The following is a 13,255-nucleotide window of genomic DNA, read 5'->3' on the forward strand; positions in this document are numbered from 1 at the left end:
TTAAAACAGTGGCGGCACCGGAACTTCCTGGCCGTTCACATCAACCATCATATCGCTGAGCCTGGCGGCCAGTACCAGCCGGTCACCCTCAGGTACCAGCAGCCCCTGTTTAATCAGCGGTGCCAGCTGCATCCGCACCATGGGATACTTTTCCACCAACCGGGCTGGCAGGCTCAGATCCATCTTTCCGGTTAACCTCTGCATCACCATCAGCATTTCTGCCTTCTGATCGTCCGTAAGCTCAGGGTGGCTGATGCCCGCGCTCCCGGTGACCTTGCCCTCGGGCGTATTCAGGACCAGCTCCGGGAAGCCTGCCGTAAACCCTGCTGCTGCCAGATCGCGCGCAGCCCTGCTCACCTGCTCCATAGCTGCAATCTGCTGTTCAAAAGCCTCTCGCCCACCCTGATCCTGCGTCAGGGCCAGGGCCTGAAGTTCTGCCATACTGGTTGTCAGCCTGCCCCAGCTTGCAACGTCCAGGTTTTCCAGAGCAAAGACCAGTTTGTGCGGGCCATATCCCTCATCTTCATAACGAAGCTTTTCAGCTGCAGCCGAAAGCCGTGAATCCAGACGCTGGCCGCTGGCCTTCGCTTCTGTGCTGCTGCGCATCTGCAGGCCCTCTATGGTGACAGGGGGCATGCCGGGAGCGGTCAGGGCAACCGTAGCAAGCGACGCCTCCATCAGGCCGGTCCAGACATCTCCCTGCAGGTGAGCCATATTCTGCTCCAGCCGGAAGTCGTCAGCCCGAAGGGTCATTTCCGGAGCCGTGAAACGCAACTGGGGCCAGACAGCCAGTGCCTTGACCTGCTCGCCGGCATCGCTGACCTCAACACGCACAATGCCACCGCTGGTTCTGAGCGATTCACCGCTCGTGCTATTGTTAATTGCGATAGCCGGAGCTTCGAGCTCAAGCACAGCGGTTCCCCAGAGGCGGCTTTCAAGGGTTAGTCGCGGCTGTTCATGGAACCAGTCAGCATCCTCCGGCGCCCAGCCTGAAACCGGCTCAAAATCCATGTAGCTGCCCGTGATGCCGTGGGTCACGCTGGCCTGGTACTCAACCGGATACGACTCACCGTTTTCCGGATTCATCATGGTTACAGTACCTGTGACCCTGGCACCGAAAAAACCGCGCTGGTAATCGTCTGTGCGCAGTTGAACAAATGACTGGGACTGATTCAGTTCATGGGTCATCTGCCCCCATTGCTGCTCGGTTACGTAACCCACGCCCCAGGGCGTTATGCCAGCAACAATCAACACGCCAGCGCCGGCTGCTATCCACTTTGCTTTCAAAAACTTTCTCCGTCTGAAATATCAGGATTGGCCAGTCAGGCGTTCCAGCAAGACTGTTTGTGATGCGACCCGCTCTTCACCCTCAGCTGGCAGGTTCTGAATATAGCTGCCATCCGGCTGCAATATCCAGGACTGGCAGTTATCTGCAAGATAAATGTCCAGATCTTCCCGCAAGCGTTCTACAAGCTTCGGTTCTTCAATAGGAAACGCTGTCTCTACCCGGCTTAACAGGTTACGTTCCATACAATCGGCGCTGGAGCAATAGACCGCAGGCGCTCCGTTATTTTCGAAATAATAAACCCGGGTGTGCTCCAGAAAGCGTCCGACAATGGAGCGCACCTGAATATTCTCGGAAAGCCCCGGCACCCCGGGGCGGATGCTGCATATGCCACGCACAATCAGGTCAACCTGCACTCCCGCCTGAGAGGCCCGGTACAAAGCCTTTATAAGCTGTAACTCGGTCATCGCATTCACTTTGATGATAATGCGCCCCTTCTCCCCCAGCTCGGTTTCACGCTTAATCAGACGGAGTAAACGCTTATGAAGCGTAAATGGCGAGTGGAACAGCTTTTTTATTTTGAGGGCCTTACCCATGCCTGTCAGCTGCTGGAATAGCTTGTTGACGTCGTCACCCACTGACTCATCGCTGGTCATGTAACTGTAATCTGTGTAAAGGCGCGCATTCACCGCATGATAGTTGCCTGTTCCCAGGTGCACATAGCGGCGCAAAACACCTTCTTCGCGGCGTACGACCAGAATCATTTTGGCGTGGGTTTTATACCCTACAACACCGTAGACAACGATAACGCCTGCTTCCTGGAGCCGGCTTGCCAGCTCCAGATTTTCGGCCTCACTGAACCTGGCCCGCAATTCCACCACTGCGGTGACCTCTTTGCCGCGCCGGGCGGCATCTGCAAGCGCCTCGACAATCTCCGAGTCTGCACCTGTCCGGTAAAGCGTCTGCCGTATTGCCAGCACCTGGGGGTCTTTGGCGGCCTGGCGCAGGAAATCCACCACCGGACTGAAGCTCTGGAAGGGGTGGTGGAGCAGGATGGGCCGCTTCCGGATCGCATCAAACAGTGTTTCCTGGTTTCGTACCTGCCTGGGAATGGTGGGCGAAAAACTGGAATACATCAGGTCGGACGCATCCACCAGATCAGTGACGGCCATCAGACGGGTAAGATTGACCGGCCCGTTTACCTGGTACATATCCCGGTGTTCCAGATGAAACTGGGTCAGGAGGAACTGCACAAGCTCCTGGGGGCAATTATCAGCCACTTCCAGCCGCACACCATCCCCGAACCGACGGCTCAGCAGTTCACCACGCAAGGCAGAAGCCAGGTCCTCAAGGTCGTCTTCCAGTTCCAGGTCAGCGTTACGGGTCAGCCGGAACTGATAGCACCCTTTAACCTCCATCCCCGGGAACAGCTCATCGGTGTGGGCATGGATCATGGACGACAGGAAAACCAGGTTCTCACCACCGTTGCAAATCTCATCCGGCAAGCGCACCAGCCTCGGTAATGAACGCGGGGCCGGCACAATCGCCATACCGGTTTCCCGGCCAAATGCATCCTTGCCATCCAGCTCAACAATAAAGTTGAGGCTTTTGTTCACCAGCCGGGGAAACGGGTGTGAGGGGTCCAGCCCAATGGGGCTGACCACCGGTAAAATCTCTTCTTTGAAATAGTTCCGCACCCACTCTGCCTGTTCGGAGGTCCATTCCCGCCGCCGCACAAAATGAATGCCCTGTTCTTTCATTTCCGGGATCAGAACATGATTCAGGATATCGTACTGCTCATCGATATATTCATGGGCAACACGGCTGATCTCGTTCAGCACCTGCTCCGGCATAATGCCGTCGGCACCCGGAGCGTCCCGGCCATACTTGATTTTCTGACGCAGACCCGCCACCCGGATTTCAAAGAACTCATCCATGTTACTGCTGAAGATACAGCAGAAGATCAATCGGTTAATCAGTGGGTGGGTGGTATCAAGTGCCTGTTTCAGTACCCGGTAATTAAACTGAAGCTGACTGAGCTCACGATTGAAGTAATTGGCACTGGAATCCAGATCAATCTTTTCGCCCACGGGCGCGATGTCGACCGGTGCAGGGACACTTTTCTCCCTGCCGGTGGTCAGATTCCTGACAATTTCGGTTCTCATGGCTTTCAGCTCCTGTCTGGCTTACCACCTATAGCTCGGGCGGCGGGTGGTCTGCTGCCGGCTTCAGTGCTTCTGCTCGCGCAGCAGCCGGGCTGCCCGTACTGCAAAGTACGTCAGGATTCCATCAGCACCCGCACGGCGCATCGACATAAGGCTTTCCATGACCACAGTGTCGCCATCGAGCCAGCCATTCTGCTCAGCCGCCATGTGCATAGCATACTCACCACTGACCTGGTATACGAATGTTGGCACCTGCAGTTCGGTTTTCACCCGGTGCACAATGTCCAGATAGGGCATACCCGGCTTGACCATAACCATATCTGCACCTTCAGCCAGGTCCATCATCACTTCCTGGATTGCCTCATTGCTGTTGGCAGGATCCATCTGGTACGTGGCCTTATTGCCTTTGCCCAGGTTTCCGGCAGACCCGACGGCGTCGCGGAAAGGCCCATAATAGCCAGAGGCATACTTGGCCGAATACGCCATAATACGGGTGTTTACGTGCCCGCCAGCCTCCAGCGCCTCTCGCATAGCGGCAACACGCCCATCCATCATATCGGACGGCGCCACTATATCGGCCCCCGCTTCCGCATGGGACAGCGCCTGCTTTACCAGAGCCTCGACAGTAACGTCATTAAGCACGTAACCGTCGCTATCAATAATGCCATCCTGCCCATGGGTGGTGAATGGGTCCAGCGCCACATCGGTAATGACTCCCAGTTCCGGATAGGCTTTCTTCAGTGCACGCACAGCACGCTGCGCCAATCCGTCGGAGTCCCAGGCACCCGAACCGGACAGGTCCTTCCTGTCTGCAGCGACCACCGGGAACAGTGCTACTGCAGGAATGCCCAGCTCTACCAGTTCGGCTGCCTGCTCAACCAGCAGGTCCACACTCAACCGGTCCACTCCGGGCATTGAGGGCACCTGCTCTCGCTGTTCTTCACCCTCCAATACAAAAACCGGGTAGATCAGATTATCCGTTGTCAGCTGGGTTTCTCTCATCAGCCGGCGGGAAAAATCACTGGCCCGGTTACGCCGTAAACGCGTGGCCGGGAAAACACGGGGTGTTGAAAATGACACAGAAACCTCCTGATAAAGACAACAAACCTACAACTTAATGAATCTAAAGAATAAAATAAAACCATGCAATAAGTACTTGTGTTGAACAAAAGAATGAATCATGATTCATTAAACTTGAGGAGCCAGGATGGCTTATCGTGAAACTGAAAAAATGCGGCAACGCAAAGCAGCAGTACGGCAGAAAATCACTGACTGTACCTACAGGTGCGTTGCTGAGGGCGGCTTTCGTAACGCCAAAGTCACCCGTATAGCCCGGATGGCCGACGTGGCAACAGGAACAATCTACCGCCACTTTGACTCCAAGGAAGACCTGTTTGCGGAAATATTCCGCCGGGCGACACAACACGAAGTAAACAAGGTCGCTGACGCGCTGGCGCCCCCGGGGGACGCCAGAGAAAGACTGGAACGTGCATTACGGCGATTCGCTGAACGTGCACTCGAAGGCCCGGTCATGGCCTGGTCTCTGATTGCAGAACCAGTGGACCCGAAAGTAGAAAAGGAACGGCTGGCGTACCGGAAAGCCTATGCAGATCTGTTTGAACAGGCGATTCGCGAAGGGATCGAAGAAGGCTGTATACCAGACCAGAACACCCGGCAGAGCAGTACCTGCCTGGTGGGGGCTGTTTCGGAAAGTCTGGTTGGTCCACTGTCACCCAGCCAGACCGGACAGATAACGACAGACAAGACTGACAACAACCCGCTGGTTGACACCATCATCCGCTTTTGCATTCAGGGGTTGACCGGCACCAGGAGGTAGCTATGAACGCTCCGAACACTGCATCCGAAAACGCCAGCAGCGATCAGAACGATCGCTATCTGGCCACCACCCACGAAGTGGTTAACCAGCCTCCCGCGCTGGAAAACTACAACCTGTATGAACAGGACATTGCGCTTCAGGAAGCCGTGCGACGCGAGAACCCCGGAGCCGCAGAAAATGATCTGGGCGCCTTCGGAGCTCTTGCGGGCAGCGCAGCGGTGATCGACCTGGGCTTCCGGGCCAATCAGAACAAACCTGACTTCAACACCCACGACCGCTTTGGCCATCGCATCGACGAAGTCGACTTCCATCCTTCGTATCATGAACTCATGCGTATTGCCCTCGAAAACGGCCTGCACAGCAGCCCCTGGGCAAGCCCCGGCAAAGGCGCCCATGTCACCCGTGCGGCCAAATATTATATGCACTCCCAGGTGGAAGCCGCACACTGTTGCCCGGTAACCATGACCTTTGCGGCTATCCCGTCGATTCGCAAGCAGCCAGAACTGGCGTCGCTCTGGGAGTCCCGGGTACTGGCCAACAGCTACGACCCCCGCAACGTTCCCGACAGCGAAAAGACCTCGGTCACCATCGGCATGGCCATGACCGAAAAGCAAGGGGGCAGTGACGTACGCACCAACAGCACCCTGGCGCACGCAATCGGAAGCAAAGGCCCAGGCCAGGCCTATGAACTGGTCGGGCACAAATGGTTTGTCTCCGCCCCGATGGGCGATGCGTTTCTAGTACTGGCCCAGGCACCTGGCGGTTTATCCTGCTTCCTGATGCCACGCTGGCGCCCGGATGGCAGCAAGAACCCCTGGCAGATCCAGCGCCTGAAAAATAAAATGGGCAACGTTGCCAACGCCTCCAGCGAAGTGGAACTGCGCGGTGCGCTGGCCTGGATGATCGGAGAAGAAGGCCGCGGCGTTCCTACCATCATAGAAATGGTGGCCATGACCCGCTTCGACTGCATGATTGGCAGCTCTGCCGGCATGCGCCAGGCCGTGGCTCAGGCAACACACCACTGCCGCCACCGCAGTGCATTCGGCAGCCGGCTCAGCGACCAGCCCCTGATGCAAAATGTCCTGGCGGACCTGGCACTGGAAAACGAAGCCGCCCTCGCCTACACACTCAGAGTCGCCCGCGCCCTGGACAACCAGGACCAGGAGCACGAACGCCTGCTGGCACGCCTGGCCACACCCGTCGGTAAGTACTGGATCTGCAAACGCACACCCAACCACGCCTACGAAGCCATGGAATGCATCGGTGGCAGTGGTGTCATGGAAGACTGCATCATGCCCCGCCTGTTCCGGGAGTCTCCGATTAACGCCATCTGGGAGGGCAGCGGCAACGTCCAGTGCCTGGACACTCTGCGCGCCATCCAAAAACAGCCGGAAACTCTTGACGCTTTCTTCCGCGAAGCCGCCGAAGCCAAAGGCAGCGACCGTCGCTTTGATCAGTTCCTGGGGCAATTGCAGAACGACTTTGCCAACACCGACAACATTCAGTACCGGGCCCGCAACCTGGTCGACCGACTGGCCCTGGCCATGCAGGCATCCCTGCTGCTCCGCAACGGCGACAAAGCCGTGGCTGACGCCTTCTGTGCCTCAAGACTGCAGTCCAACGGTGGCATGAACTACGGCAACCTCCCCGCCGGCACGGATGCAGCGGCCATTATCAAGCGGGCGACACCTGTAGTAGGCTAGTGCTTGTGTTCACCGAGCTACAAAGGACTATGCTTGGCGGACGCCACCTGAACTGTTCGAGAACCGGCGTGGGACGACTTTTCAAAACTGTGCGGAGCCAAGGGTGAAGAGCGAAAGCTCTTCACGGGTTGGCCAAGGACGGCCAGCCCAGGATTCTCACTGCGACGCAGGAGCAAAAAGCAGTGAGAAGCGGAGCCCAAGCGTCACAGGGATGTGCCGCAAGGAGCGTGTTTTGAAAAGTCGTCCCTCGTCGGTTCCAGCACCAAAGCCGGAAAACCCATGTCTGAAACCCTGAGAAAACTGCTTAAAGAAGGTAAAACGCCGCAACAAAACACCGCGATTACACCCCATGTCGGCGTTCTCACCCTGCACTTCCAGCTGTACGGCTGCGAAGACCTCAAAGCCAAGCGCAAAGTGTTCACGCCACTGCGCGCTGTCTGGGGCAAGGAGCCGGATCTGGCAGTTGCTGAAACCGCCGACCTGGAAGCACTTGACTGCGCCACCTGGACCATTGCTGCGCTGGGCACTTCATCGCAACTGATCACCCAGCGTCTCGACCAGGTTGAGAAAGCCATAGAAGAGCGTATCGACGCAGCCATACTGGATATTCACCGGGAAATTCTCTGAATAAAACCCCTGTTGGCACAACCTCAAGGCAGCCCGTATACTACGGCATCTTCAGGGATGCCAGCATGCCTGCAAATGACAGGTAACAAGTAACCAACGCCGGACATAAGACCCCGGCTGAATCCGCAGGGCTCCCGGAACCTGCCCCGCGGACAACCACTGATAGCGTGTGGTACCTATGACCGGCAAGAAAAAATCCGCTCAGGCCTCAGTCGAAGCCATGTACCGCGTATTCACCGTGCCCGAAGCACCGGAGTCTACGCTTAGTCGGATTGATCAGGACATATCCAGAAACCTTGCAGGCTTCCTGCAGGATCATATTGTGGCAGTTGAACGGGATCTTGCTGACGTTGAGAAAAACTTCTCCGACTACGCTATTCCCGAAAAGCCCGTGTTCGTGTCCGAACAGGCTCAGTTCCTGCTGGACAAGCTGGTCGCCAACTCTGTGCACACGGCGTCCCCCGCGTTTATCGGACATATGACCTCAGCGCTGCCCTATTTTATGCTGCCGCTGTCCAAGATCATGATCGCCCTGAACCAGAACCTGGTAAAGACCGAAACCTCCAAGGCCTTCACGCCCATGGAGCGACAGGTTCTGGGTATGATTCATCGACTGGTCTATGAGGAAGACGGGGACTTTTATCGTAAGTGGATGCATGATCCGCGTTACGCCCTCGGCGCTATGTGCTCCGGTGGCACCATAGCCAACCTGACAGCACTCTGGGTCGCCCGCAACCGGGCGTTCCCGGCAGAAGGCAGCTTCCGCGGCCTGCACCAGGAAGGTCTGTTCCGGGCCTTGAAGTATTACGGTTACGAAGGCGCAGCGATTGTAGTCTCCCGGCGCGGCCACTACTCACTGGGCAAGGCTGCTGACGTACTGGGGCTGGGCCGGGAATCGCTGGTAGCGGTGGAAACCGACGATAACAACCGCATCCAGACCGACGCCCTGCGTGAAAAGTGCCTGGAACTGCAGAAAAAGAAAATCAAGGTTATGGCAATCTGCGGCATTGCCGGCACAACCGAGACGGGCAACGTGGACCCGTTGGATGCCATGGCCGACACAGCCCGCGAGTTTGGTGCTCACTTTCATGTGGATGCCGCCTGGGGCGGGCCAACGCTGTTTTCGAGAACCTACCGCCACCTGTTACGGGGTATCGAAAACGCAGACTCTGTCACTTTTGATGCCCATAAACAGCTGTATGTGCCCATGGGCGTCGGGCTGGTGGTATTCAAAGATCCAAGCCTGGCCAATGCCGTTGAGCACCACGCGCAATATATTATACGGAAGGGTTCGAGGGACCTGGGCACAACCACACTGGAAGGCTCCCGCCCCGGCATGTCCATGCTGATTCATTCCGGACTGAAGATTCTGGCCCGGGAAGGCTATGAAATACTGATCGACCAGGGCATTGAGAAAGCCCGGGCTTTTGCCGACATGATAGAGGCACAGCCGGATTTTGAGCTGGTTACGGAACCCGAACTGAACATTCTTACCTACCGCTTCTGCCCGGCTAACGTTCAGCAGGCCCTGGCGGTCGCGGATTCGTTTCAGGCGGAAAAGCTCAACGCTTGCCTGAACAGCGTCACCAAGTTTATCCAGAAAACCCAGCGGGAGCGTGGCAAGGCCTTTGTCTCCAGAACCCGGCTGGAACCGGCCTGTTACTACCACTTTCCGTGCATTGTTTTCCGTGTGGTCCTGGCCAACCCTCTGACTACCCCCCAAATTCTGGCCGACATTCTGGAAGAACAGCGAATACTCTCAGAAGAGCCTGGGATTCAGGACGAAGTCAGGATACTGCATCAGATGGCGGACGCGGTGCTTAAGCAACCCCGATCTGCCGCACGCAGCTCAAATCAGTAGAGCGCCTCTTCGTCGTCCAGAACCTCATGAACGATCTCCAGAAACATACGATCCGCATCACTCCACTCTTCCGGGATACGGATGTTGGTGTTGGCGCTGATTTCCCGGGCGATGACTTCGTCTGAATCAGGCTCGGAACGATACTTGCGGGCGATATCAACAGACTTTACAGCAATCGTCGGATCGCTCAGCACTTTTTTAATGAACACTCGCAGCTCATCAATCACCCTGGCCTGACGGCTTTCAATCGGCGTACTCATACCTCATCCTCCGGGCAAATTAATTCTCGGGGAGCTTTCCGCTCCTTAACAAGCGTACAGTATGACCAAACCTGCACATTACAGCCAGCCACTGTATCAGATGAAAATTCCACGCAGAGTGAAAAACAGAGTAGCCGCCATGGCCGCTGAAGCCGGCACTGTAATAATCCAGGCTGCTGCTATCCGCATCAGGTGCGAACGTTTGACCATCTCTTCTTTATAGATTTTCTTGAGGCGCTTTCTGTCTGATTTGGTCAGAGGCACATGCTTCTTTTTCTTGGCCTTTTTCAGTAGCTTTTCCATTTCTTCAACGGAAGCGTTGCGGAAATCATCCAGAAACGGCCGCAGTAATTCCAGGTCATCCGTGTCCCGCTCTTCCATGATTTTATGCAGCTGGGTGGCGTAATTGGACTTCAGGTACTCCCGCAGGAAGCCAACACCGAAAACACCGCCAATAGCAATGTGAGTAGAACTTACCGGCAAGCCCAGCTGGGACGCCAGAATAACCGTCAGCGCCGCGGAGAGCGCAATACAGAAGGCACGGGTTTTATCCAGTTCGGTAATCTCGGAGCCCACCGTTTTAATCAGGCGCGGGCCAAACAGCATGAGCCCCACTGTAAGCCCCAGGGCACCGATCATCATCACCCATAACGGAATACTGGCCGCAGTCTCCACAGAGCCGCTCGCCAGGGCTTCGTTGATAGCAGCAAGCGGTCCAATGGCGTTCGCCACGTCGTTGGCACCATGGGCAAAACTGAGCAGTGCTGCGGCAAAAATCAATGGCCAGGTGAACAGGCCATTCACCCCGGCTGTACTGTTTTCCATGGTCGCGGCTCTGCGTGCCGCCAGCGACCGCACGATAAAGAACCCGACAGCCGCTACAGCCAGCCCTACCAGTGACGCTTCAAAAAAGCTCATATCGACGATTTTTTTAACGCCTTTGATCATCAGGTACGTACCGAATGCCCAGGCCATGATCGCCACCAGCCAGGGCACAAATATGCGGGCAGCCGGTATGACGTTATGCCGGTAAAGTACCGTTTTATTGATAATGAACAAAAACAATGCGGCCAGGGCGCCGCCGAGCACTGGCGAGATAACCCAGCTGCCGACAATCTTGCCCATCACAGCCCAGTCTGCAATGCCCCAGCCACCGGCAGCGATACCTGCACCCAGCACACCGCCAACAATAGAATGGGTAGTGGATACAGGTGCCCCCATCCAGGTTGCGAGGTTAAGCCACAGCGCACCCGCCAGCAACGCAGCAGTCATCAGCCAGACAAACGCGCGGCTGTCATCAAGCCGGGTGGGGTCAATAATCCCCCCCTTTATAGTGGAAACCACATCGCCGCCGGCAATCAGCGCGCCGCCGGATTCAAAGATACCTGCAATAACAACCGCCGCACCCAGTGACAATGCACCGGAACCAACGGCCGGCCCCACGTTATTCGCCACATCATTGGCGCCAATATTGATGGCCATATAGCCGCCGATAACAGCCGCAGCCATCAACAATGTACTGTTTGGCATCCCGTCACTGAAGGCACCTACTATCAGCCAGACACCAAGCAAAAACAGAAAGCTGAACCCGATCCGGTAGCGCTCTGTGGCGTTGCTGGTAAGAAGAGTGTCCAGAAATCCGCTTGAACGGGCCATAACAGAAAGTCTCATGTGGGCAGAGTGGAGAATGAACCGCAATGTTGCGCGCAACTATAAGTTTTTTGCAATTGAATTGAAACAAGGGCCGCCATAAGGACTTCTTCACATATCACACATGTAACTGGTGCATACAGACCTTGAATGGCCCACAATGATTAAAAGCAGGGCGCTGTTGATACAGGCGGGGCGACCATGAATAAAGACTTTTCCTCAGGCTACAAGGCCACACGGGAGCGAGAAAACGCACAGGTATCAAAAATACTGACCTGGCTGTCGCTTGCAGCTATGGCGTTTCTTGTTGGCATTGGCTTTAAAGCCTGGTTTTCCGGTCACACATCCCACGCCTTTTTCCTGTGGGCGTTTACGCTTCCAGTGATTATAAACATGGGTCTGTTTGCCTGGAAACGAGACCTCTCCCTGCAGAAAACAGGGCTATTGGTAACTGTCAGCATGCTCTTTACTTACCTGATTGCATCCGGCGGAGAAAACAACACCGGGCCACTGTGGTTTTATGTTTTCCCGCCTTTGCTGTTTTTCCTGACCAACCTGAAAACCGGCACTATGATTCTATTGCTGGTTTACCTGGTTGCTATTGTTGTCTTCCAGTTCCCCGGCCTGCCTTTCGTGCTTGCCGAATACAGCCGTGACTTCAAAATCCGCTTTTTTGCCACACTCTCCTTTGAATCGGTTTTCTGCTTTATTCTGGAGACCAGCCGGTTAAAAGCCCGAAACCAACTACTCGACCTGGCCCGGACGCACGAGCATGCAGCCAGAACCGATGAGCTTACCGGCCTTGCCAATCGTCGCGACATCCTCAGCCGCTTATCGGAAGAGTTTTCCCGGTACAAACGTTTGGGCCACCACTTTTCGATTGTTTTGATCGACCTGGATCTGTTCAAAAACATCAACGACGTTTATGGCCACAACGCCGGAGATGCAGCCCTGAAACAGTTTGCGAGCCTGAGTCAACGTCTTGTTCGCAACACAGACGTTGCTGCTCGCTGGGGCGGCGAAGAATTCTTACTGATGCTGCCCGACACCTCTCTGATCTCTGCACTGACGCTGGCTGAGCGCTTACGCACAGAGGTGGCTGCTGCAAACTTTACGTTCAACAACCAGCGTTTACCGCTGACAATCAGTGCAGGGGTTTGCTCTGTGTCGCAGGCAGGTTCCATTGATGACATGCTCAGACAGGCAGACCTGCAGCTATACTGCGCCAAAGAGTCTGGCCGGAACCGGGTCGTGCCCCGGGTACGTAATAATCAACAAGCCTTTGCCGACGTCACCGCTTGAGGCTGTTCACCCGGAACGCTATCATCCGGCGAACTATTTTCTGACCCGCTCTTGCAAGAAACAGGTAACTCCATGGCAAGTATCAAAATATTGGTTGGCAGTGTGTTCGGAGGCGCTCTGAAAACTGCCCGAGCTATTGAAAGTACTCTGGAGGCAGAAGGCTATCCTGTGTCGGTTCTGGAAAACCCGACGCTTTCTGACATAGCCTCCGGCTCTTCGCCACTGCTGGTTTGCACGTCGACTACAGGCCAGGGAGAAATTCCCGGCAACCTGCTTCCCTTTTATGTTAACTTGCGGGAGCAGTTACCACAGCAGCCAGGCCGTCCATTCGGGGTTATTGTTCTGGGAGACAGCTCCTACGGCGACACTTTCTGCGGAGCCGGCGACCTCATGGAAGAGGCGTTTTACGAAACCGCGGCCCGCAAAGTTGGCCCGACGCTGCGCATCGATGCACTGGAGACACCGGAGCCGGAAGCCGAAGCTCTGCCCTGGGCCCGGGAATGGGCATCCTCAGTTCTGGCATAAGCGCATCCCCGGCCGGCGGCCGGCCAGACCCGGTAGCCGG

General features: G+C 55.9%; 11 protein-coding genes. 6 read left to right on the top strand and 5 right to left on the bottom strand.

Annotation, left to right across the window (positions count from 1 at the left end):
- The 3 genes from FFI95_RS01800 to hemB form a co-directional block, all read right to left on the bottom strand.
- A complete protein-coding gene (locus FFI95_RS01800; protein ID WP_144820635.1) occupies positions 1-1,287 on the bottom strand; it encodes a DUF945 family protein in 1,287 nt (428 codons plus the stop codon).
- Between the two features lie 21 nt (positions 1,288-1,308).
- Complete coding sequence (gene ppk1 / locus FFI95_RS01805) at positions 1,309-3,450, bottom strand: polyphosphate kinase 1 (protein ID WP_144820636.1); 2,142 nt, start codon at positions 3,448-3,450, stop codon at positions 1,309-1,311.
- 63 nt (positions 3,451-3,513) lie between these two features.
- On the bottom strand, positions 3,514-4,530 hold the full coding sequence (gene hemB / locus FFI95_RS01810; protein WP_144820637.1) for a porphobilinogen synthase: 1,017 nt from the start codon (positions 4,528-4,530) through the stop codon (positions 3,514-3,516).
- A 127-nt stretch (positions 4,531-4,657) separates the two neighbouring features.
- Here hemB and FFI95_RS01815 point away from each other — a divergent pair, with 127 nt between their 5' ends.
- From FFI95_RS01815 to panP, 4 genes are all read left to right on the top strand, one after another.
- A complete protein-coding gene (locus tag FFI95_RS01815) occupies positions 4,658-5,287 on the top strand; it encodes a TetR/AcrR family transcriptional regulator (RefSeq protein ID WP_144820638.1) in 630 nt (209 codons plus the stop codon).
- Positions 5,288-5,289: 2 nt separating this feature from the next.
- Positions 5,290-6,990, top strand: coding sequence for an acyl-CoA dehydrogenase family protein (locus tag FFI95_RS01820; RefSeq protein WP_144820639.1), 1,701 nt, complete (start codon positions 5,290-5,292; stop codon positions 6,988-6,990).
- Between the two features lie 279 nt (positions 6,991-7,269).
- The gene (locus tag FFI95_RS01825; protein WP_144820640.1) at positions 7,270-7,617 is read left to right on the top strand and encodes a DUF503 domain-containing protein; all 348 of its coding nucleotides are present in this window, start codon (positions 7,270-7,272) and stop codon (positions 7,615-7,617) included.
- 178 nt (positions 7,618-7,795) lie between these two features.
- Positions 7,796-9,478, top strand: a complete 1,683-nt coding sequence (panP, locus tag FFI95_RS01830; protein ID WP_144820641.1) for a pyridoxal-dependent aspartate 1-decarboxylase PanP — start codon at positions 7,796-7,798, stop codon at positions 9,476-9,478.
- On the opposite strand, the gene FFI95_RS01835 is transcribed toward panP, so the two are convergent.
- Complete coding sequence (locus FFI95_RS01835) at positions 9,472-9,738, bottom strand: hypothetical protein (RefSeq protein ID WP_144820642.1); 267 nt, start codon at positions 9,736-9,738, stop codon at positions 9,472-9,474. The two genes, panP and FFI95_RS01835, sit on opposite strands and share 7 nt — an antisense overlap.
- Before the next feature lie 96 nt (positions 9,739-9,834).
- A complete protein-coding gene (locus tag FFI95_RS01840; RefSeq protein WP_144820643.1) occupies positions 9,835-11,394 on the bottom strand; it encodes an inorganic phosphate transporter in 1,560 nt (519 codons plus the stop codon).
- Between the two features lie 195 nt (positions 11,395-11,589).
- On the opposite strand from FFI95_RS01840, the gene FFI95_RS01845 reads away from it, so the two are divergent.
- Positions 11,590-12,690, top strand: a complete 1,101-nt coding sequence (locus FFI95_RS01845) for a GGDEF domain-containing protein (RefSeq protein ID WP_144820644.1) — start codon at positions 11,590-11,592, stop codon at positions 12,688-12,690.
- A gap of 72 nt (positions 12,691-12,762) precedes the next feature.
- Entirely contained in the window at positions 12,763-13,215 is a 453-nt protein-coding gene (locus FFI95_RS01850) for a flavodoxin domain-containing protein (protein WP_144820645.1), read from the top strand.
- The last annotated feature ends 40 nt before the right edge of the window (positions 13,216-13,255 follow it).

Source organism: Marinobacter piscis (assembly GCF_007671655.1).
Lineage (GTDB): Bacteria > Pseudomonadota > Gammaproteobacteria > Pseudomonadales > Oleiphilaceae > Marinobacter > Marinobacter piscensis.